19 protein-coding genes and 1 riboswitch are annotated in these 20,058 nt (G+C 71.8%); of the genes, 9 read left to right on the forward strand and 10 right to left on the reverse strand.

The window, feature by feature from the left end:
• Positions 1-24: 24 nt before the first annotated feature.
• The 3 genes from FCG67_RS25700 to FCG67_RS17115 all read right to left on the reverse strand — a co-directional run bounded on the left by FCG67_RS25700 (position 25) and on the right by FCG67_RS17115 (position 1,990).
• A complete protein-coding gene (locus FCG67_RS25700) occupies positions 25-117 on the reverse strand; it encodes a putative leader peptide (protein ID WP_411269095.1) in 93 nt (30 codons plus the stop codon).
• 9 nt (positions 118-126) lie between these two features.
• Positions 127-1,407 carry an aminotransferase class V-fold PLP-dependent enzyme gene (locus FCG67_RS17110; RefSeq protein WP_136910901.1) on the reverse strand — a complete coding sequence of 427 codons (1,281 nt, stop codon included), beginning with the start codon at positions 1,405-1,407 and terminating at the stop codon, positions 127-129.
• Positions 1,408-1,454: 47 nt separating this feature from the next.
• Positions 1,455-1,570, reverse strand: a riboswitch (SAM riboswitch).
• Positions 1,571-1,708: 138 nt separating this feature from the next.
• Positions 1,709-1,990 carry a hypothetical protein gene (locus FCG67_RS17115; RefSeq protein WP_136910902.1) on the reverse strand — a complete coding sequence of 94 codons (282 nt, stop codon included), beginning with the start codon at positions 1,988-1,990 and terminating at the stop codon, positions 1,709-1,711.
• A gap of 295 nt (positions 1,991-2,285) precedes the next feature.
• On the opposite strand from FCG67_RS17115, the gene FCG67_RS17120 reads away from it, so the two are divergent.
• The 3 genes from FCG67_RS17120 to FCG67_RS17130 all read left to right on the forward strand — a co-directional run bounded on the left by FCG67_RS17120 (position 2,286) and on the right by FCG67_RS17130 (position 5,124).
• Positions 2,286-3,359, forward strand: a complete 1,074-nt coding sequence (locus FCG67_RS17120; RefSeq protein WP_136910903.1) for a Glu/Leu/Phe/Val dehydrogenase family protein — start codon at positions 2,286-2,288, stop codon at positions 3,357-3,359.
• 76 nt (positions 3,360-3,435) lie between these two features.
• Complete coding sequence (locus FCG67_RS17125; protein WP_136910904.1) at positions 3,436-4,467, forward strand: oxidoreductase; 1,032 nt, start codon at positions 3,436-3,438, stop codon at positions 4,465-4,467.
• A 42-nt stretch (positions 4,468-4,509) separates the two neighbouring features.
• Positions 4,510-5,124 carry a LysE family translocator gene (locus FCG67_RS17130; protein ID WP_136910905.1) on the forward strand — a complete coding sequence of 205 codons (615 nt, stop codon included), beginning with the start codon at positions 4,510-4,512 and terminating at the stop codon, positions 5,122-5,124.
• A gap of 19 nt (positions 5,125-5,143) precedes the next feature.
• On the opposite strand, the gene FCG67_RS17135 is transcribed toward FCG67_RS17130, so the two are convergent.
• Positions 5,144-7,945 (reverse strand): ATP-binding protein, encoded by a 2,802-nt coding sequence (locus tag FCG67_RS17135; RefSeq protein WP_136910906.1) that lies wholly within the window; start codon positions 7,943-7,945, stop codon positions 5,144-5,146.
• Between the two features lie 178 nt (positions 7,946-8,123).
• Between FCG67_RS17135 and FCG67_RS17140 the strand changes: the two genes are divergently transcribed.
• The 4 genes from FCG67_RS17140 (at position 8,124) to FCG67_RS17155 (ending at position 10,048) form a co-directional block, all read left to right on the forward strand.
• Positions 8,124-8,480, forward strand: a complete 357-nt coding sequence (locus FCG67_RS17140; protein ID WP_136910907.1) for a VOC family protein — start codon at positions 8,124-8,126, stop codon at positions 8,478-8,480.
• Positions 8,481-8,542: 62 nt separating this feature from the next.
• Complete coding sequence (locus FCG67_RS17145) at positions 8,543-8,761, forward strand: hypothetical protein (protein WP_136910908.1); 219 nt, start codon at positions 8,543-8,545, stop codon at positions 8,759-8,761.
• Positions 8,762-8,828: 67 nt separating this feature from the next.
• The gene (locus FCG67_RS17150; protein WP_136910909.1) at positions 8,829-9,302 is read left to right on the forward strand and encodes an iron chaperone; all 474 of its coding nucleotides are present in this window, start codon (positions 8,829-8,831) and stop codon (positions 9,300-9,302) included.
• Between the two features lie 86 nt (positions 9,303-9,388).
• Positions 9,389-10,048: an SDR family oxidoreductase gene (locus tag FCG67_RS17155; RefSeq protein ID WP_136910910.1), complete on the forward strand. Its 660-nt coding sequence runs from the start codon at positions 9,389-9,391 to the stop codon at positions 10,046-10,048.
• A gap of 10 nt (positions 10,049-10,058) precedes the next feature.
• Here the strand turns inward: FCG67_RS17155 and FCG67_RS17160 are convergent, their stop codons facing one another.
• From FCG67_RS17160 to FCG67_RS17170, 3 genes are all read right to left on the reverse strand, one after another.
• Complete coding sequence (locus tag FCG67_RS17160) at positions 10,059-10,349, reverse strand: DUF1905 domain-containing protein (protein ID WP_136910911.1); 291 nt, start codon at positions 10,347-10,349, stop codon at positions 10,059-10,061.
• 79 nt (positions 10,350-10,428) lie between these two features.
• Entirely contained in the window at positions 10,429-11,646 is a 1,218-nt protein-coding gene (locus FCG67_RS17165; protein WP_136910912.1) for an RNA polymerase sigma factor, read from the reverse strand.
• Complete coding sequence (locus tag FCG67_RS17170) at positions 11,647-12,351, reverse strand: YciI family protein (protein WP_136911039.1); 705 nt, start codon at positions 12,349-12,351, stop codon at positions 11,647-11,649.
• 258 nt (positions 12,352-12,609) lie between these two features.
• Between FCG67_RS17170 and FCG67_RS17175 the strand changes: the two genes are divergently transcribed.
• Together FCG67_RS17175 and FCG67_RS17180 are read left to right on the forward strand one after the other, a co-directional pair.
• On the forward strand, positions 12,610-16,500 hold the full coding sequence (locus FCG67_RS17175) for a Pls/PosA family non-ribosomal peptide synthetase (RefSeq protein WP_136910913.1): 3,891 nt from the start codon (positions 12,610-12,612) through the stop codon (positions 16,498-16,500).
• Between the two features lie 2 nt (positions 16,501-16,502).
• Complete coding sequence (locus tag FCG67_RS17180; RefSeq protein ID WP_136911040.1) at positions 16,503-17,816, forward strand: M1 family metallopeptidase; 1,314 nt, start codon at positions 16,503-16,505, stop codon at positions 17,814-17,816.
• Between the two features lie 6 nt (positions 17,817-17,822).
• Here FCG67_RS17180 and FCG67_RS17185 read toward each other — a convergent pair whose 3' ends face one another.
• From FCG67_RS17185 to FCG67_RS17195, 3 genes are all read right to left on the reverse strand, one after another.
• Positions 17,823-18,998, reverse strand: coding sequence for an MFS transporter (locus FCG67_RS17185; protein WP_246045132.1), 1,176 nt, complete (start codon positions 18,996-18,998; stop codon positions 17,823-17,825).
• Positions 18,999-19,096: 98 nt separating this feature from the next.
• Positions 19,097-19,753, reverse strand: coding sequence for a GntR family transcriptional regulator (locus FCG67_RS17190; RefSeq protein ID WP_136910915.1), 657 nt, complete (start codon positions 19,751-19,753; stop codon positions 19,097-19,099).
• 63 nt (positions 19,754-19,816) lie between these two features.
• Positions 19,817-20,014: a hypothetical protein gene (locus FCG67_RS17195; protein ID WP_136910916.1), complete on the reverse strand. Its 198-nt coding sequence runs from the start codon at positions 20,012-20,014 to the stop codon at positions 19,817-19,819.
• Positions 20,015-20,058: the final 44 nt, after the last annotated feature.

A 20,058-nucleotide genomic window follows, 5' to 3' on the forward strand; every position in this document is an offset into this window, starting at 1 on the left:
CGAGCTGATGAGCCGGGGACGAGCTCAGCCCAGACACATGCCCGACGCGGTACGGCAGAGATCCACATGCCGACGGCACCACCGGGCGTCAGTCGCCACGGTCGTCAGGGGTGCCATGGCGCGAGTTTACCCGGCAACGCCGGCCGCGGGGCGGCCACCGTCCACCAGTTCCCGCAGCGCCGCGACCAGCCGGTCCACGTCGGCGGCGTGGCTGCCCAGCCCGAGGCTCGCCCGGACCGCACCGTCCGGCCTGCCCAGCCGGGCCAGCAGCGGGTGCGCGCAGAACCGGCCGTCGCGCACGCCGATGCCGTGCTGGTCCGAGAGGTAGCTCGCCACCTCGCGGGGCGCGAATCCGTCGACGGCAAAGGTGACGATGCCGACCGAATCCGGCGAGTCGGACCAGATCCGGAGCAGCTCGACGCCGTCGATGCCGCGCAGCCCGTCGACCAACCGAGCGCACAGGGCACGTTCGTGCCGCTCGGACGCCTCCGCGTCGAGCCCGGCCAACGCCGTGCAGGCCGCGGCCAGCGCCGCGACGCCGAGCACGTTGGGGGTACCCGCCTCGTGCCGCTGCGGGGCCTGCGCCCAGTCGACACCCTCCGTCGAGACGTCGCGGGTGGCGCCGCCGCCGACCAGGTACGGCTCGGCGGCGTCCAGCCAGTCCCGCCTGCCGATGAGCGCGCCCGCCCCGAACGGCGCGTACAGCTTGTGACCGGAGAAGACCAGGTAGTCGACGCCGAGCGCGGCGATGTCCACCCGCCGGTGCGGCAGCAACTGCGCGCCGTCGACGAGAATCCGCGCCCCGCAGGCGTGCGCGACCTCGGCGAGCCGGGCGATCGGCAGCACCTCGCCGGTGACGTTGGAGGCACCGGTGACGGCCAGCAGCGCGGCCGGCCTGCTGCACAGTTCGGCGACGATCCGCTCCACCGTCTCGGCGACGGTGTCCGCAGACCGGACGACCCGCACTCCATTCTTCTTCCAGGGCAACAGATTTGCGTGGTGCTCGATGTCGAGGACGACGGTCTCGCCTGGCACGCAGCCGGCCAGCAGGTTCAGCGAGTCGGTGGTGTTCCTGGTGAACACCACCACGTCGTCCGCCCGGGCCCCGACGAACCCGGCGACCACGTCGCGGGCCCCCTCGTAGCTGGCGGTGGACACCTGCGAGGCGTACCCGGCGCCCCGGTGCACGCTGGCGTAGTAGGGCAGCAGCTCCTGCACCCGCGCGGTGACCTGAGCCAACGCCGGCGCGCTTGCCGCGTAGTCGAAGTTCGCGTAGGTGCAGGTCCCACCTGCGGACAGCGGGACGGTCAGGTCGGCCCCGGAGACCTCGGCGAACGGCCGGTCGGCGGCGCAGCGCTCGTCGGCGCGAACGGCGGTGGCGGTGGCGGCGGTGAGAACAGCAGTCATCAGACATCCCTCGGTTTCAGGGACCCGTGTGCTTGTGGAAGACAACGAGCCCGCGCTTGCCGGGTCCGGTGTTGGACCGCAGCCAGGTCGTCACCCGGGGCACCCCACCGCGGTGGAGGGTTGCCGGCCAGCAAGCCGGGGCTATCTGCTGGCACTCATGACCTACGGCGAGGATGGCAGCCCGGGCCGCGGGTTGTCAACAGCAAGGACCGGCTCGCGTGATCCGCGAGCCGGCCCCTGACGCCCGATAGCTTCTTCTTGTTTGTATGAAATATCTTGGTGCGAAGTATCTTTCGATGCCTCAGAACAGGTACTCGGCGAGGGGTAGCACCGGCGCCGCGGGCGCCACCCCGACGCACGGCACCCCAAGAGCGCGGACGTGCTGCACCGCCGCCGCGTCGGTGGCCGAGCAGATCCCGTCGAGCACGTCCTCGGTTGCGATCGCGACGAGCAGGTCGTCGCCGAGCGTCCGCGTGGACTCCAGACCCTGCGCCGCGAGCCACCGCTCGGTCTCGACGAAGGCCGCCGGGGTTCCGATGAACAGAACCCGCCGGAGCTGCGGCGGCGCCTGTGTTGTCGTCATGCGATTCCCTTTCCTGGGGTTCGGGTACGCAATCAACTCTCGCCGGGGGCGCCGCTCGTGTCTGTCCGCCGATCGGCGGGTACGCCGGTGGAACCTCGGGTCCGCCGATCGGCGGACAACTGAGCGCTACGTCACACCAGTGACCCGGGTCACCCCCGACTACTGATCACTGCGATCAGCCAGGAATCTCACTATTGACTGTTCTGCCAGCCATATCGACTGTAGTGGCCACACACAGCGCACCTCGACACTGCGCTGAGCGACACCAAGCCCAGCTATCGGAAGGACGTCAACGATGACCACCCTGGAAGCCCGACCCGTCACCCGCACCCCGCACAGCGGTTTCGACCACGAACACGTCGCCATCGAATGCGGAGCGCGCTCGGGCCTCCCGATCACCGTCGCCGTGCACTCAACCCGGCTGGGACCCGCGCTCGGCGGCTGCCGGGTGTGGCAGTACCCGGACTGGCAGGACGGCATGCAGGACGCGCTCCGGTTGTCCGCCGCGATGACCCTCAAGTGTGCGGTCGCGGGCCTGGACGCCGGCGGCGGCAAGTCCGTGATCGCGCTGACACCGGGCGAGGCCCTCGACGGGGACCGGCGCCGCGCGGCCATGCTCGACCTGGCCGACATCGTCGACGGACTCGGCGGCAGCTACCGGACCGCCGAGGACGTCGGCACCAGCGCGACCGACATGCAGATCGTCCGGGAACGGACCGCGCACGTCTTCGGCCTGCCCACCGCGACGGGCGGGATCGGCGAACCGGCCGAGCCCACCGCGGTCGGCGTCTACTCGGCCCTGCGCGCGACCGTCGATCGCGCATTCCCGGGCTCCGGCCTCGCGGGCCTGAGGGTCACGATCAGCGGACTCGGGCAGGTCGGCTCCCGGCTGGCACGCACCCTCGCCGCGGAGGGCGCCGTCCTCACGGTCAGCGACATCGACCTCGGCAAGCGGGCGCTGGCCGAGGAGATCGGCGCCCGCTGGGTCCGGCCCGAGGACGCCCCCGCCGTGCCCGCGGACCTCTTCGTCCCGGCCGGTGTCGGCGGCGTGCTCACCGACGAGGTGATCGACGGCCTCGACTGCCGCGCGGTCGTGGGTCCGGCGAACAACCAGCTCGCGCGCCCGGACGGCGCGGATCGCCTGGCCGCCAGGGGAATCCTGTGGGCACCCGACTTCGTCGCCAATGCGGGCGGCGCCCTGTTCGCGATCCTGGCCGACGGCGAGAACCGGGGCTACGACGAGGTCCTGGCCCGGGTGAACCTCATCGGCAGCACCCTCGGCGAGCTGTTCGACAGGGCCGAGCGCGCGGGCATCACCCCGCTGGCCGCCGCACACGCGGCCGCGGACGAGCGACTCGGTCGCGGCTGAGCGCATCTCCGGGCGTGGTGACGCGGTCGGCCGTAGGGTCGGGCACGAGGACCGCGCCACCACGTCTGGAGAAGCCATGCCCGCATCCGAGCCGCCCGCATCCCACCGACCGGACCCCGGCCCGGTCATCGAGGCCGGGCGCGCGGCGCGACGGCCGCTCGCGAAGCCGCGGTTCGGGGTCGCGGACCTGCCCGATCAGCGCGGCCGGACGATCATGGTCACCGGCGCCAACAACGGCCTCGGGCTGCAGTCCGTGACCGCGCTCGCGGGCGCGGGCGCCCGGGTGGTGCTGGCCTGCCGCGACCTCCAGCGCGCCGCGAGCGCGCTGGAATCGGTCCGGGCGGCGGGTCGCGCCGCCGGATCGACGGCCGAACACGTGCTGGTCCGGCTCGACCTGGCGGACCTGGCCTCGGTCCGGGCGGCGGCCGCCGAGACCGCGGCGGCGGTGGGGTCCGTCGACGTGCTCGTCAACAACGCCGGGGTGATGGCGATCCCGCAGGGCACGACGGCCGACGGGTTCGAGACCCAGTTCGGCACCAACCATCTCGGCCATTTCGCGCTGACCGACGCGATGCTGCCGCTGCTCCTGCGGGCGGAGGCACCGCGGGTGGTCACCCTGGCGAGCCTCGCGCACTACGGCGGGACCATCGACCTCGAGGACCCGAACTTCGAGCGACGCCCGTACGAGCGCATGGCCGCGTACCGGCAGTCCAAGCTCGCGAACCTGATCTTCAGCGCCGAGCTCGCCCGGCGCGCCGCGGCCGCGGGCAGCCCGCTGATCTCGATCGGCGCGCACCCCGGCGTGGCCGCGACCAACCTCTTCGACTCGATGCTGCCGCCGATCCCCGGACTCGCGTCGCTCACCCGGCTGGGCATGCGGATCGTCGTCAACAGCGAGGCCGACGGCGCGCTGAGCCAGCTCTACGGCGCGACGATGCCCGATGTCGAGAACGGCGACTACCTGGGCCCGGAGGGCCTGCGCGGCATGCGCGGACCCGTGACCCGGTGCGGTCGCAACCAGAGCGCGCGGGACCAGGAACTCGCGCGGGAACTGTGGGAGCTGTCCGTCGAGATGACCGGTGCCGACTTCGCGGCGCTGCAACCCTGACACCGATTTGATTCGCGTCCTGATCCGCGGTTTCCTGTCGCCATGACCGCCGCCACCCTGCTCAGTTTCGCGGGCGTCTGCCTGCTGCTCGCGCTCATGCCGGGACCCGACTCGTTCCTGGTGCTCCGCTACAGCATCGGCGGCACCCGCCCGGGCGTAGCCGCGGCCATCGGGGTGTCCATCGGCAGCCTGTTCTGGGCGGTGGTGGTGGCCCTCGGGGTCGCGGCACTGCTCGAGCAATCCGCGTCCGCCTACCGGGTCGTCAAGATCGCGGGCGGGCTGTACCTGCTCTACCTCGGGGTCCGCGCCCTGCTCCGGCGGCGGGCGGCAGGCCCCGCGGCGACGGGACCGGTCGCGGCCTCGACCGGATCCGCGTTCGGCGCCGGGGTGCTCTCGTGCGCGCTGAACCCGAAGATGGGCCTGTTCTACCTCGCCGTCGTCCCGCAGTTCCTCGACCAGGTGACCTTCGGCTCGGCGATGACGCTCGGGGCGGTCGAGGCCGTCGTGGCGCTGATCGTGATGGGCGCCTTCGCGGTCGCCGCGTCGCGCCTGGTCGCGCTGCTGCGCAGGCCCAAGGTGACCGAGCGGCTGGAGACCGTCAGCGCCGGGATCCTCGCCGCCCTCGGCGTCGGCACCCTCGCCTCGGCGGGCTCCTGACCGAGCCGGACCAGCCTCGTCAGGACCGCCGGGGCGTGGTCATCGGGGCGAGACCGAGATCGGCGAGCGCGGCCGCCCCGAGGGCGGCGTGGTCACCGCCTGCGAGCACCCTGGTCCGCGCCGACTGGTAGCGGCAACCGGCTGCGTCGAACGCATCCGCCGTGGCGAGTAGGCGCTCCCGGTCCTCGGTGAGCAGCGCTTCGGCCCGCTCCACGATGGCACCGGCGACGGGGTTACCCGCCACGATGGTCCGGGCCTCGGCCAGGCGATCGGCGGCGTCGGGGCTGCCGGTCAGCACGGTGGCCTCGGCGCGCAGCGCCACGTACCAGTGCAGCCAGACCCACGTGACCCATCTCCACACCTCGCCGGGCTCCGGCGCCATCCGCCCCAGCGCCTCGCCCGCATCTCCGTTGTGCAGCAACAGCATCGAGTCGTAGACCGCCCGGTAGCCGTAGGTATGTTCCGCCGGGGTGGCGAGCTGGTCCATGACCGCGGCCCACTCGCGCCGCGCATCGTCGTCGTCGCGTAGGCCGTGGATCATCCCCACACCGGCCACCGCCGCGCCGAGAACCGATCCGGTCGGTCTGCCGGACCGCTGCCACGCCTCGAGGAACCGAGCGCTGCGGGTCAGCACCTCGTCGACATTGCCCGCCAACGCGTCGGCCACCAGCAGCTGGCTCGTCGCACGATGGCCGACCTCGGCCAGCATCGGATGATCCGCGAGTTGCCGTGCCCACCGGCGGGCACCCGGCAGGTCCCCCACGCCGAGTCCGGCCTCGGTGGCCTCACCGAGCGCGTCGATCAGCTCGTGGGTGCCGGTCGGAGTTGGCGGCGCGGACGCGAGCAGCGTGATCCGGCGCCGGGCCGTGGCCGCGGCCGCGAACGCGTCACCGGACCAGCTCTGGGCGCCGGTGAGCGTGTCGAGCGCGGCGGACTCGGCGAGGGGGTCGCCCGTGCGGTGAGCGAGTTCGACCGCCCGTTCGGCGCGGGCGATCGTCTCCGCCACGGCATCGTCGGATGCGCCCTCGGCGGCACCGAACGCCTCGGTGAGCCCCCTCCCGGCCTCGGCCAGCGCCACCGCGGCCTGGGCGGCCTGGTCATCGCCTGCCAGCTCCCGCGCCTCGGCGATGAGCGCGATCGCCTCCTCCGGCGGCAGGGTCCGGACGAACTTGCTCGCGAACCGGTAGGCGTTCGTGGCGGCGGTCGCGAGGTCGGCGGCGGCGCCTGCGGTGTCCCCCGCTCGCTGCGCCGCGTCCGCGGCCGCCCGGTTCAGGCGGTACATGTCGTCACCACGCATCCGGCACCCGGCCACCGCCGCGGCCTGCCGGAACATCGAGGCGGCGGCCGCCTCGTCCGCGAGCGCGGCCGCCTGCTCGTAGCGCTGCTGGGACTCGCCGATCAGGTGACGGGTGAAGGTCAGCTCCGCCAGCTGCCTGGCGAGGCCGTACGCCTCCGCGCGCTGCGCAGGCCGGTCGGCAACCCACGCCAGAGCGGCGCGGAGGTCGTCGGCCACCGCGTCGAATCGTGCCCGCCAGTCCGCCCGGACCACCGCCAGGTCGGCCGCCTCGGCCAGGCACCAGCGAAGGTGCAGGGACCGGACATCGTCGCGCTCACCGACCTCGACGAGCCGCTCCATCCCGTACTGGCGGATGGTTTCCAGCGCCCGGTATTGGGTCCCGGTCGGGGACGCGATCACCACCAGCAGGCTCTGCTCCGCGAGGCGGGCCAGCCCATCCGCGACAACGCCCTTCTCGGACGCGGTCACCTCCGCCGCCGCCGCGACGGTGAACGACTTCATGAACACCGACAACCGGCGCAGCAAAACTCGATCGTCCGGCTCCAGCAGGGTGTGGCTCCAGTCCAGCGCCGCTCGCACCGAGCGATGCCGGTCGTCCGTTCGGGCGCCGCCCGCGAGCATCCGGAGCTGGTCTGACAGCCCGTCGGTGAGGCCGTCCAGCCCGAGGGTGGTCCAGCGGGCGGCTGCCAGCTCGATCGCCAGGGCCATGCCGTCCAAACCCCCGCAGAACGCGGCGACCTGTTCCCGCAGAGCATGATTCGGCGGCCAGCCGCCCGCCGCCGCACGATCCATGAACAACGCGACCGCGTCCGATTCGCCGTCACCGGCCAGCGACATCGGCGGGACCGTGTACGCCCGTTCGAAGGGCACCATCAACCGAGCCCGGCTGGTCGCCAGCACCGTCACTCGTGGACACGCCGCGAGCAGCCGTTCGATGAAGAGTGCCACCCCGTCCCGCACGTGTTCGCAGTTGTCCAGCACCAGCAAGGCATGACGGTCGGCCAGCGCGGCCAGCACCGACTCGTCCATGCCCCGGCCGGGCTGCTCGCCGAGACCGAGTGCGAGGCCGACCGTACCGGCGACCACCGAGATGTCCGGGCTGGTGATCGGTACCAGGTCGACGAACCACACCCCGTCGGAGTACTCCTCTGCCAGCTCGGCCGCGACTGTCAACGCAAGCCGGGTCTTGCCGACTCCGCCGGGGCCGACCGCGGTCACCTGCCGATCGTTCTTGACCATCTCGGTCAGCTCGGCCCGTTCCAGTTTCCGGCCGATGAACGAGGTCAACGGCGCGGGCAGGACCGGCGCCGGGTGCGACCGATCGGTGTGCGCCGGCTCGGACGCGCGCTGGGCGAGCGCCCGCCGATCCGGAACCTCCAGCTTGCGCAGGAGCGAGGACACATGGCTCTCCACGGTTCGCACCGAGATGAACAATCGCGCGCCGATCTCGGCGTTGCTGAGGTGCTCCCCCACCAACGCGAGTACCTCGGCTTCTCGAGCGGAGATCTCCACCGTCGCCATCATGGGCCTCATCTTGCAGTATCTGCTTCGCCCTCAGCACCTTCGGACGTTCTCCGTGTCGGGCACGGACGATCCGTGCCCCCCTCTCCGTGGACGGTTCCGTGGTCACCACGGATGTGGAGTGGCCCCGCCGAGAGCGATGGTTGTGGCAGTTCCGATCCACCCCAACAGAGGAGTGACCATGACCAGCTCTGCCACCCAGGGAATCAAGACCGTGCTGCATCCCGTGTCCGATCTGGCGACGGCCAAGACGATCTACGCCGCGCTGCTCGGCGTGGAGCCGCAGACCGACTCGCCCTATTACGTCGGCTTCGAGGCCGAGGGCCAGCACATCGGGCTGGTGCCGGGCGGTGGACCGCAGGGCATGACCGGACCGGTGGCCTACTGGCACGTGCCGGACATCGAGGCGAAGCTGGCCGAGCTGACCACCGCGGGCGCCACCGTGAAGGAACCCGCGAACGAGGTCGGCGGCGGCCGCCTGGTGGCCACCGTGACCGACGCCGACGGCAATGTCCTCGGGCTGATCCAGGACCGCTGAGTCCCGCCCCGCCCCGCTGTCGCGCTCGGCGCCCCCTCGCTCATCTTGAACAAGGAGTCCCCATGAACTCGAACAACAGTTTTCGGCAGATCCACCGCTGGACGGCCATCGTCTTCACGGTCACCGTCATCGTCGCCACGATCGCGGTGTCCCTGAAGGCCGCCATCTGGTTTTCCTACCTGCCGCTGCTCCCGCTCGCCGTGCTGCTCTTCAGCGGCCTCTACCTGTTCGTGCTGCCGTACACCCGGCGCAGCGCGCGGCGCACCGTCGTCGTGCAGTGACTCGGGTGCATCTGCTCCCTAGCATCAATTTCATCCTCACCATCACTCACACGGAGGAATCAAGGCGATGACTGCTCAGAAATCGACCACACGCACCACTGCGAAGACCAAGTCCGCGGTCGGATTCACGGACGAAGAACGTGCCGCGATGAAGGAGCACGCCCAGGAGCTGAAGACGGCCGCCCGTCGCGGATCCCGCAATGCCAAGGCGGACGGGGAGAAGGACGTGCTCGAGAAGATCGCCGGGATGGCGGAATCCGATCGTGTCATGGCCGAACGGATCCATGCCATCGTCAAGGAGAACGCGCCGGGCCTCGCGCCCAAGACCTGGTACGGCATGCCCGCGTACGCCAAGGACGGCAAGGTCGTGTGCTTCTTCCAGAGCGCGGAGAAGTTCAAGGCGCGGTACGCGACGTTCGGCTTCAACGACACCGCGAACCTCGACGACGGCACCATGTGGCCGACCGCCTTCGCCCTGACCACGTTGACCGACGCCGACGCGAAGAGGATCGGCGAGCTCGTGAAGAAGGCTGCGGGCTGAGGACCGACCGAGGCGGCCCCGCGCTCCGTTGCGCGGGGCCGGACCGACGCGTTGTACTGGCAGCGGCACCGACGGAAGGAATCGGCATGGCACGCGTCGTCATCATCGGCGGTCACGGCAAGATCGCCCTGCACCTCGCCCGGATACTCACCGGCCGCGGCGACGAGGTCACCGCCCTGATCCGCAATCCCGCGCATGGCCACGACGTCGAGGCGACCGGCGCCACCGCCGTCGTCGCCGATGTCGAGAGCCTCGACACGGACCGGATCGCCGAGCTGATCCGCGGGCACGACGCCGTGGTGTGGTCGGCCGGCGCGGGCGGCGGTGACCCCGCCCGCACCTACGCCGTCGACCGGGACGCGGCGATCCGCTCGATGGACGCCGCCGCCCGCGCAGGCGTCGACCGGTACGTGATGGTGTCCTACTTCGGGGCCCGGGCCGATCACGGCGTCCCGCGCGACAGTTCGTTCTTCCCCTACGCGGAGGCCAAGGCCGCGGCCGACGACCATCTCCTCGGCACCGCCCTCGCATGGACGATCCTCGGTCCCAGCACGCTCACCCTCGACACGGGCACCGGCGGGATCGAGGTGGGGCCGGGCCTCGAGTCGGGCACGGTGCCCCGCGAGGACGTCGCGCGGGTGGCGGCGGCGGTGCTGGTCAGGCCGGCGACCATCGGTCGGTTCCTCGGCTTCAACACCGGCGACACCCCGATCGACGACGCGCTCGACTCGCTCGCCGGGGAATGATCGCGCGACCTCAGGAACCGGAGCCCGCCCGATCGATCCGCTCGATGAGCCGGACAGTCACGGTGTCCCCCTCGCCCTTGCCGATCGCCCGCCGGATGTCGGCGCGGACCGGCAGTTTGTGCGTTCCGTCGCCCATCGCCATGAACGAACTCCGGAACGGGCAGCCGTCGATCGTGCCCCGGACCTTCACCAGTCCCCTGGTCCCGAAGAACGTCACCGACTCCGGCCACACCACATACGTCCAGCCACCCTTGCTCGCACTCTTGCGCATGGTCGCAGTGAATTCCGCCTCCAATATCATCGTCCTCCTTCGTCTGCGCCTACCGATGTAGACGGCCGAGCCGGCCGAAACTCATCGACCGACAGTCCGCCCCGGCAGGTCAGCTCCGATCCGCGGGGGTGGCCCTGACCTCCTCGAGCCGTCGCCGCAGGAACCGCTCGGTCGTCTCGTTGCCCGCCAGCTCCAAGGCTGCGAGGTAGGCGTCCTCGGCCTCGCCGGTCCGACCCATCCGGCGCAGCAGGTCGGCCCGGGCCGGGACCAGTAACCGGGCCAGCCGCGGATCGGCGGGAACCGCGTCCAGCGCCTCCAGTCCCCGCTCGGGACCGTCCCGAAAACCCACCGCCACGGCCCGGTTCACCGCCACCACCGGCGAACCGGTCAGCTCGAGCAACCGCTCGTAGGCAGCGACGATCACCGTCCATTCGGTCGCACCCCAGCTCGGCGCGCCCGCGTGCGCGGCCGCGATCACCGCCTGCGGGAAGTACTGGCCCGTGGAATGCCGGGCCACGGCCAGGGACTGCACCCCCTCCTCGATCCGGCCCCGATCCCACCGCGAGCGATCCTGCTCCTCGAGCGGCCGGGCCGAGCCGTCGGCGGCGATCCGCTCTCCCCGGCGGCTGTCCTGCAACAGCATCAGGGCGAGCAGCGCCCACGCCTCCGGCTCGTCGGGCATCAGCTCGCACAGCAAGCGACCCAGCCGGATCGCCTCCTCACACAGCTCGTCACGGATCGCCGAGCTCCCCGAGGTCGCCGAGTATCCCTCCGTGAAGACGAGGTAGATGCACGCGAGCACCTGCGGAACGCGCTCCGGGAGAAGGTGTTCCGGCGGCAGGCGAAACGGGATCGCGGCCGTCCGGATCTTGCTCTTCGCGCGGGTCAGCCGCTGTGACACCGTCGACTCGGGCTGCAGGAACGCCCGCGCGATCTCGGTCACCGTCAGGCCGCAGACCAGGCGGAGCGTCAATGCGACCTGTGCCTGCGGGGCCAGCGCGGGGTGCGCGCACGTGAAGATGAGGCGAAGCTGATCGTCCCGCACCGGCCACACCTCCTCCTCCGTCGGCGGGAACAGCCGCGTGGCGTCGAGCTCCTTGTTGCCCCGCAACGACTCCCGCCGCAGCCGGTCCAGCGCGCGGTTGCGTGCGACCGTGGTGATCCACGCGCCCGGGTTCTCAGGCATCCCGGTCCGCGGCCAGCTCCGGATCGCCTCGGCGAAGGCCTCCTGCACCGCGTCCTCGGCCAGCGTGAGATCGCCGACCAGCCGCGCCACCGTCGCGATGGCGCGGCCCGATTCGGCCCTGAAAACCGGGTCGACGTGCATTTACTCGTCCACGATCTGCCGCAGCTCGATGCAGCCCTTTGGGCCGAGCGGGATGCGGGCCGCCAGGGCCGTCGCCGCCTCCCGATCCGCGGCCGCGAGCAGGTAGACGCCGTTGGCGATCTCGGCCACCTCGGTGAACGGTCCGTCGGTCAGCAGCAGCTCGTCGTCACGGACGCGGACCGTGGTGGCCGACGACGGCGGGTGCAGCGCGCCACCGCCCCGCAGGGCCGGCCCCGCGAACTCCCCGAACCGGCCGTGCGCCCGGATACCCTCGTCCCACTCCGCCGACCCCGGCGTGTTCGCCGCACCCGCCGGCTCGCGCAGCACCGCCAGATAGCACCCGGCGTGCTCGTTCTCCAGCCGCCAGAAGACCATCGGCCACAGCTCGACGAATCCCTCCGAGGCGTCCGGAATCTGCCGGGTCAGCTCCAGCGCCGCGTCCAGATCGTCGGCCTCGAGCACATAGAACCCGCCCACGACCTCGGAGAACTCGGCGAACGGGCCGTCCGTGACGAGCGCGCCGCCGTTCTCGTGCCGGATCGTGACCGCCTCCGCGGTCGGGTACAGCGCGCCGCCGCCGACGAGCGCGGTGCCCGCGGCCTCCCAGAACCTCTCGTGCCGGGCCACCGCGTCCCCGAACTCCGGGGTCCCCGGGGTCGACGCCGCACCGTTCTCCTCGCCCGCCAGCAATGCCAGGTAGTACATGGTTGTCATCCTTCCGTGTGGGTGAGGGGCCGGGAGGCCTCTCTACCCAGGCGACGAAGGCGCCACCCCGAATACGACACCACGGTCGAAGAAATTTTCGGGCGTAGTCTGCTCGCATGTCTCAGCGGCAATTTTCCGTCGTTGCGCAGGCCCCGATCCCCCTTTTCTGCGCTCCGCACTCGTCCGCGAGTTCACCAGCTAGCAAACTTGTCATGAGATAACGACTCGACAACCAGCCGACTCAGACAGGAAATCCGGGTGCCACTGCAGTCCCAGCCGGAAACGGACCGATCCCAGCTGATCCCGACCGAGTACCTTCGGTCGTCGCTTGCTCCCGCGCCACGCACCCTGATCGACATCGTCATCGCGACCGCCGAGGCCAACCCCGAGGCCCTCGCCATCGACGACGGCACCACCACCCTGACCTACCTCGAACTTCTCGAGGAGATGTACCGCGGCGCGCAGCAGCTCGGCGAGGCCGGGGTCGGCGCGGGCGACCGGGTCGGCATCCGGATGCCGTCCGGCTCGTATTCGCTGTACGTGGCGATCCTGTCGGTGCTCGCCGCGGGCGGTGCCTACGTGCCGGTGGACGCGGATGACCCCGACGAGCGGGCTGAGCTGGTGTTCGGCGAGGCCCAGGTCGCCGCGATCATCACCGGCGAGTCCATCGAGCCCGGCACCGCCCCCGAGCGCGAGGATCCGCCCGCGCCGCGGGTCCCCACCGTCGCCGACGACGCGTGGATCATCTTCACCTCGGGATCCACCGGGACCCCCAAGGGCGTCGCGGTCAGCCACCGGAACGCGGCGGCGTTCGTCGACGCCGAGGCCCGGATGTTCCTGCAGCAGGCGCCGATCGGGCCGGGCGACCGGGTGCTCGCCGGGCTGTCGGTGGCCTTCGACGCCTCCTGCGAGGAGATGTGGCTGGCCTGGCGGCACGGCGCCACCCTGGTGCCCGCGCCCCGCGCGCTGGTCCGCAGCGGCATGGACCTGGGCCCGTGGCTGGTCTCGCGCGATGTCAGCGTCGTCTCCACCGTTCCGACGCTGGCCGCGCTGTGGCCCGCCGAGGCGCTCGAGGCCGTGCGGCTGCTCATCTTCGGCGGCGAGGCCTGCCCGCCGGAGCTGGCCGAACGACTCGCGGTCGACGGTCGCGAGGTGTGGAACACCTACGGCCCGACCGAGGCAACGGTCGTCGCGTGCGGCGCGCTGATGGACGGCACCGGCCCGGTGCGCATCGGGCTGCCGTTGGACGGCTGGGACCTGGCCGTGATCGACGGCGAGGGCAACCCGGTCGCGGTCGGCGAGGTCGGCGAGCTGGTGATCGGCGGGGTCGGCCTGGCCCGCTACCTCGACGCGGCGAAGGACGCGGAGAAGTACGCGCCGATGCCCTCGCTCGGCTGGGACCGCGCCTACCGCAGCGGCGACCTGGTCCGCCTCGAGCTGGAGGGCCTGCTGTTCCAGGGTCGCGCCGACGACCAGGTCAAGCTCGGAGGTCGGCGCATCGAGCTCGGCGAGGTGGACAACGCGCTGCAGAACCTGCCCGGGGTGAGCGGGGCGGCGGCCGCCGTCCGCAAGACCGCCGCCGGGAACTCGATCCTGGTCGGGTACCTGGCCAGCACCGACCCCGACTTCGATGTCGCCGCGGCCCGCGAGCTGCTCGCCGAACGCCTGCCCGCGGCGCTGGTGCCGAGGCTCGCCCTGCTCGACGAGCTGCCGACCCGCACCTCCGGCAAGGTGGACCGCGCGGCGCTGCCGTGGCCGTTGCCTGGCGCGGGCACGGGGGACGCCGCCGCGGGCGCCGGGCTCGAGGGCACCGCGGCCTGGGTGGCCGGGTTGTGGGCGTCGATCCTCGGCGCGCAGGTCACCGGCCCCGACGACGACTTCTTCGCCAGCGGCGGCGGCTCGCTGGCCGCCGCCCAGGTGGTGACCGCGCTGCGGGAACGCTTCCCCGAGGTCACCGTCGCCCAGGTGTACGACCATCCGCGGCTGGGCTCGCTGGCCGGGTTCCTCGACGAGTTCGCCCCCAGCGTCACCGCGGAGCCGAGGAACGTCGAGCCGACCCCGCGGTCCACCCAGCTCGCGCAGATCCTGCTCACCATCCCCCTGACCACCCTGACCGGGCTGCAATGGGTGACCTGGCTGGCGATCGTCAACAACGTGCTCGCCCTGTTCGTCGACGTGCCGTGGGCGCCGACCGTGTCCTGGTGGGTGCTGCTGGCCGCGTTCGTCGCCTTCATCACCCCGATCGGCCGGATGGCGATCTCCGTCGCCGGGTGCCGGCTGCTGCTGCGCGGGCTCACCCCCGGCACCTACCGGCGCGGCGGCAGCGAACACGTGCGGCTGTGGGTCGCGCACCGGCTCACCGAGGCCAGCGGCTCGGCCAACCTGTCCGGCGCGCCGTGGATGATCTACTACGCGCGGGCCCTCGGCGCGACCGTCGGCCGCGACGTCGACCTGCACACGCTGCCGCCGGTGACCGGGATGCTCGTGCTCGGCGACGGCTGCTCGGTGGAGCCGGAGGTCGACCTGACCGGGCACTGGATCGACGGCGACGTGGTGCACATCGGGGAGATCCGGATCGGCGCTGGCGCGGCCATCGGGGCCCGCTCCACCCTGCTGCCCGGCGCCCGCGTCGGCAAGAACGCCGAGGTCGCGCCCGGCTCGGCGGTGACCGGACGGGTCAAGGCCGGGCAGAGCTGGGCCGGCTCCCCCGCCGTCAAGGTCGGCAAGGCCACCCACCCGTGGCCGACCGAGCGCCCGCCGCTGGCGACCAAGTGGGTGCCGGTGTTCGGGCTCACCTCCATCGTCATCGCAGGCATGCCGATCTTCGCGCTCGCGGCCGGGATCGCGCTGATCGGCTGGGGCGTCCGCGACACCCCCGACCTCGGCTCCGCGGTGGTCCTGGCGCTCGCCTGGCTGCCTGCCGCGACGATCCTGACGCTCGCCGTGTTCGCGGCGCTGACCCTGATCGCGGTCCGCACGCTCGGCATCGGCCTGCGCGAGGGCTACCACCCGGTGCGCAGCCGCGTCGGCTGGCAGGTCTGGGCGACCGAGCGACTGATGGACTCGGCACGGACCCTGCTGTTCCCGCTGTACGCCAGCCTGCTGACCCCGGTGTGGATGCGGCTGCTCGGCGCGAACATCGGCAAGAACACCGAGATCTCCACGGCGCTGGTGCTGCCGAAGTTCACCACGGTCGCGGACGGCGCGTTCCTCGCCGACGACACCATGGTCGCCTCCTACGAGCTCGGCGGCGGCTGGCTGCACATCAAGGAGGCCAAGGTCGGCAAGCGCGCCTTCCTCGGCAACTCGGGGATGGCCGGGCCCGGTCGGCGGGTTCCGAAGAACGGTCTGGTCGCGGTGCTGTCCGCGGCGCCGAGCAAGGCCAAGTCCGGCTCGTCGTGGCTGGGCAGCCCGCCGGTGCGGCTGCGCCGGTCCGCCAACGACACCGACTCCTCCCGGACCTTCGAACCGCCGCTGCGCCTCAAGATCGCCAGGGCCGTGGTGGAGACGTGCCGGCTGATCCCGGTCATGATCACCTTCGGCATCGGCCTCGGCGTGCTGTTCGCGCTGCAGGCGATGGCGGGCGCGATCGGCTTCTGGTTCGCCGCCCTGTTCAGCGGGATCGTGCTGCTGGTCGCGGGCGCGGTGGCCGGCACCGCCTCGATCGCGGCGAAGTGGCTCGTCGTCGGCCGGATCCGGAAGGTGGAGCACCCGCTGTGGAGCTCCTTCGTGTGGCGCAACGAGGTGTCGGACGCGTTCGTCGAGACCGTCGCCGCGCCCTGGTTCGCGCGCGCCGCCACCGGCACCGCCGTCCTCGCCGTCTACCTTCGAGGCATGGGTGCGACGATCGGCCGCGGCGTCTGGTGCGAATCCTATTGGCTCCCAGAGGCCGACCTGGTGACCCTGGGCGACGGCGCGACCGTCGAGCGGGGTTGTGTCGTGCAAACCCACCTGTTCCATGATCGGATCATGTCCATGGACACCGTCACCCTCGGCAACGGAGCAACCCTGGGACCGCACTGCGTCGCGCTGCCCGCGGCAGGCATCGGCGACGGCGCCACGGTCGGACCCGCGTCGCTGGTGATGCGCGGCGACACGGTGCCGCCGAACACCCGCTGGCAGGGCAACCCGATCACCCCGTGGGCGTGACGATGGTCAAGCCAGGCAAGTTCTACGAGGAACCGCTCGATTCGTACCTGCCGCACGTCGGCAACCGCGGCTATCGGGTGTCGCGCTATGAGCTCGACCTGACCTACAAGGTGGCAGGCAACCGGCTGTCCGGCAAGGCGTCGATCACGGCCGCCACCACGGAGATCCGGGCGAAGTTCGCCTTCGATCTGTCGCAGAGCCTGTCGGTGTCGAAGGTGTCGGTCAACGGCGCCAGGCCGGCAAAGTACACCCACCAGCACGGGAAGCTGACGATCACCCCGGCGCATGCGATCCCGGCGGGTGGCGCGCTGTCGGTCACCGTGCAGTACGCGGGCACCCCGAAGCCGATCCGCAGCCTCTGGGGCGAGGTGGGCTGGGAGGAGCTGACGGAGGGCGCGCTGGTGGCCAGCCAGCCGAACGGCGCCGCGTCCTGGTTTCCCTGCGACGACCACCCTCGCTCCAAGGCCAGCTACCAGATCTCGATCACCACGGACTCGCCGTACTACGCGCTGGCGAACGGCGCGCTGGTGCGCAAGCAGGTCCGGGCCAGCCACACCACCTGGGTGTACGAGCAGACCGAGCCGATGGCCAGCTACCTGGCCACCATCCAGATCGGGCATTACGAGCGCAGGCACGCCGATCACGACGGCGTGCCGATGCACGCGGTGCTCCCGCCGCGGCTGCGGACGGCGTTCGAGCACGACTTCGGCAGGCAGCCGCAGATGATGGAGACCTTCGTCCGGCTGTTCGGGCCCTACCCGTTCGCGGACTACACCGTCGTCGTCACCGACGACGAACTGGAGATCCCCATTGAGGCGCAGGGCATCTCGGTATTCGGCGCGAACCACTGCGACGGCAGGCGCAGCGCGGAACGGCTGGTCGCGCACGAGCTGGCGCACCAGTGGTTCGGCAACAGCCTGACGCTGGGGTCGTGGCGCGACATCTGGCTGCACGAGGGCTTCGCCTGCTACGCGGAATGGCTGTGGTCGGAGAACTCCGGCGGGCCGTCGGCGCAGGAGATCGCCACCCAGGCGCACCGCAACCTCACCGGGCTGCCGTACGACGTGCTGCTCGGCGACCCCGGGCCCGAGCTGATGTTCGACGACCGGGTCTACAAGCGCGGCGCCCTCACGCTGCACGCGCTGCGGACCGCGCTCGGCGACGAGGCCTTCTTCGACCTGCTCCGGCAGTGGACCGCCAAGCACCGCCACGGCACCGTCAGCACCGAGGAATTCACCGACCTGGCAGCGCATTACACCGATCGCTCGCTGCGCCCGCTGTGGGACGCATGGCTGTTCCAGAAGGCGATGCCCTAGCCGCGGTCAGCGGGTGGGCAGGTGCGATCGGCTCTTGGCCAGTACCAGCACCAGGGACGCGCCGGCGACCACCGCGCCGATCACGAACAGCATCGGGTAGCTGAACACCGTCGGCCAGGCCTGCACGCACAGCGCCATTGCCGCGGGCACCGCGAACCCGATGTAGGTCAGCGAGTAGAACACTGCGGTGAGCCCGGCGAGGTCGTCTGGGCGCGCGATCCGCTGGATCTCCTGCAGCCCGGACACCAGCGCCATGCCGTAGCCGCCGCCCAGTACGACGGCCGCGGCCAGCGCCAGCGGAACCGTCAGCCGGTCGGCGGCGACCGCGGCGACGGTCATGCCCACCACCAGGATCGCCAGCGCGACGGCGACGGCCCTCGCGCTGCGCGGGGTGTCGATGCGCCTGCCAACGGCCTGGATCGAGAACCCCGAGGCCAGCGCGACCACGCAGAGCAGCGCCGAGAACGCGACCGGGCGACCGCCGCTGTGTGGTGCCATCAGCGCGGGCATCACCGCGTAGGCGCAGCTGGCCGAGCCGAACACCCACGGCGCCAGCGGGGCGATGACGTACCGGAACCGCAGGTGGCCGGCGGCCGGGATCCGCAGGTCCTCGCGCAGCGATACCCGCTGACCGGCCGGTACCGCGGGCCGGGTCTCCGGCGCCCCGAACAGCGCGACCCCCGCCGCCGCCGCGATCGAGATGTGCACCAGGTACGCCAGTGCGCTCGGCCACGGTGCCCACTGCGCGAGCACACCCGCGACCCCGGCGCCGAGGGCGAACCCCGCGGTCAGGCTCATGGCCGCGCGCCTGGCCCCGGAACCCGTGCCCGCGCGCCGATCCCACGGCGAGGTCGACAGTTCCTTGAGCCAGCTACCGCCGACCGCCATGCCGATGCCGAGGCCGACGCCGCTGAGGATGCGGCCCGCGACCAGCAGCGCGGAGCTGTCGGCGCCGGTGGCGAGCACCAGCGAGCCTGCCGCCGCGATGAAGGGAGCGGGCAGCATCACCGGCCGTCGGCCGAGGCGGTCGGACAGCGGGCCGCCGATGAGCAGGGCGGGCACGATGCCGAACACGTAAGCGAACAGGAAGCTGTCCACCACCACCGGGGAGTAGCCGTGGTCGAGGCGGTACATCACCAGCAGCGGGGTGAACTCGTTGCCGCCCCACGCGACGGCGAACATGGCCGCGGACACGAGCGCCCACGGCGCCACGGCCCGTTTCCGGGAACGGCCGTCGTGTGCGGCCGGTGCCGCGTCGGCCGCGAGGTCGGTGTGCACGCTCATCGGGCACCGGCAGGCAGCAGCGGCAGGCCGTGCACGCGGCGCATGTGCACCCTCACGGCGGCGTCGTAGCCGTCGGCGTCCGCCGCCTCGACCAGGTTTGCCAGCGCCGTGTGGTCGTCGATGATCGACGCGAGCTGCAGCGGGTCCCTGGCCAGCGAGCGAGCGGTCATCCGGCGCTGCCGCTCGCGCAGGCCGGCGTAGAAGGTCACGAGCAGCGGGTTGCCGCCCGCGCGCACGATCAGTCCGTGGAAGTCGGCGTCCAGGCCGCTGAAGCCGCCCACGTCCCCGCTCGCCGCCGTCTCTCGCTGCCTGACGAGGTTCGCGCGCAGGGCCGCGACCAGCTCGGTCCTGGCGGTCTGGTTGCCGGTGACGGTCCGGACGGCATCCGTCTCGACGAGCCTGCGCGCGGCGACGACGTGCTCGACCTCGCCGTCGGCGACGGGCACGATCAGCGCCCCGCGCTTGGGGTAGAGCCGCATCCAGCCCTCGGCCTCGAGCCGGAGGAACGCCTCGCGGACGGGGGTGCGGCTGGTGCCCATCTCGGCGGCGATCTCGCCCTCGCTGATCAGCTCGCCACCGGGCAGCGCGGCGGACAGGATCCGCTCCTTCACCTCGCGGTAGACGACCTCCGCCGCCGAATGCAACTTAGACACAAGATGTATTTATACCGACCGCACGCGGCACCACCGCAGGTGGGTGGCATTTCGGGTGCGGGTTTAGGGGACCCAGTACTTGGCCGCGAGGTGCTCGATCACGGGATCGTCGTCGAGCGCCTCATCCAGTGCGGCAAGGTCGTCGTCGAGCGCGACCAGTCGCGGATCGTTGCCCTCGCCGCGCTCGGAGGGATAGCCGCCGTCCTCGGCGATCTGACGCAACAGCTTCTCGCGCACGCGGTCCTTCAGCGATTCGGCCATAGCTGAGCATTGACCAGACCGGCCGCCCTGTCGACCGGGCGCGC

The sequence above is a fragment of the Rhodococcus oryzae genome, from assembly GCF_005049235.1.
GTDB lineage: Bacteria > Actinomycetota > Actinomycetes > Mycobacteriales > Mycobacteriaceae > Rhodococcus_G > Rhodococcus_G oryzae.

What these genes read in the sequence shown, in the direction of transcription:
- FCG67_RS17195 (WP_136910916.1), bottom strand. Translation starts at nt 20,014, where the DNA reads ATGGCCGAATCGCTGAAGGACCGCGTGCGCGAGAAGCTGTTGCGTCAG.
- FCG67_RS17150 (WP_136910909.1), top strand. Translation starts at nt 8,829, where the DNA reads ATGACTGCTCAGAAATCGACCACACGCACCACTGCGAAGACCAAGTCC.
- FCG67_RS17140 (WP_136910907.1), top strand. Translation starts at nt 8,124, where the DNA reads ATGACCAGCTCTGCCACCCAGGGAATCAAGACCGTGCTGCATCCCGTG.
- FCG67_RS17185 (WP_246045132.1), bottom strand. Translation starts at nt 18,998, where the DNA reads ATGTTCGCCGTCGCGTGGGGCGGCAACGAGTTCACCCCGCTGCTGGTG.
- FCG67_RS17130 (WP_136910905.1), top strand. Translation starts at nt 4,510, where the DNA reads ATGACCGCCGCCACCCTGCTCAGTTTCGCGGGCGTCTGCCTGCTGCTC.
- FCG67_RS17160 (WP_136910911.1), bottom strand. Translation starts at nt 10,349, where the DNA reads ATGATATTGGAGGCGGAATTCACTGCGACCATGCGCAAGAGTGCGAGC.
- FCG67_RS17170 (WP_136911039.1), bottom strand. Translation starts at nt 12,351, where the DNA reads ATGTACTACCTGGCATTGCTGGCGGGCGAGGAGAACGGTGCGGCGTCG.
- FCG67_RS17145 (WP_136910908.1), top strand. Translation starts at nt 8,543, where the DNA reads ATGAACTCGAACAACAGTTTTCGGCAGATCCACCGCTGGACGGCCATC.
- FCG67_RS25700 (WP_411269095.1), bottom strand. Translation starts at nt 117, where the DNA reads ATGGCACCCCTGACGACCGTGGCGACTGACGCCCGGTGGTGCCGTCGG.
- FCG67_RS17120 (WP_136910903.1), top strand. Translation starts at nt 2,286, where the DNA reads ATGACCACCCTGGAAGCCCGACCCGTCACCCGCACCCCGCACAGCGGT.
- FCG67_RS17115 (WP_136910902.1), bottom strand. Translation starts at nt 1,990, where the DNA reads ATGACGACAACACAGGCGCCGCCGCAGCTCCGGCGGGTTCTGTTCATC.
- FCG67_RS17165 (WP_136910912.1), bottom strand. Translation starts at nt 11,646, where the DNA reads ATGCACGTCGACCCGGTTTTCAGGGCCGAATCGGGCCGCGCCATCGCG.
- FCG67_RS17180 (WP_136911040.1), top strand. Translation starts at nt 16,503, where the DNA reads ATGGTCAAGCCAGGCAAGTTCTACGAGGAACCGCTCGATTCGTACCTG.
- FCG67_RS17110 (WP_136910901.1), bottom strand. Translation starts at nt 1,407, where the DNA reads ATGACTGCTGTTCTCACCGCCGCCACCGCCACCGCCGTTCGCGCCGAC.
- FCG67_RS17155 (WP_136910910.1), top strand. Translation starts at nt 9,389, where the DNA reads ATGGCACGCGTCGTCATCATCGGCGGTCACGGCAAGATCGCCCTGCAC.
- FCG67_RS17125 (WP_136910904.1), top strand. Translation starts at nt 3,436, where the DNA reads ATGCCCGCATCCGAGCCGCCCGCATCCCACCGACCGGACCCCGGCCCG.
- FCG67_RS17135 (WP_136910906.1), bottom strand. Translation starts at nt 7,945, where the DNA reads ATGATGGCGACGGTGGAGATCTCCGCTCGAGAAGCCGAGGTACTCGCG.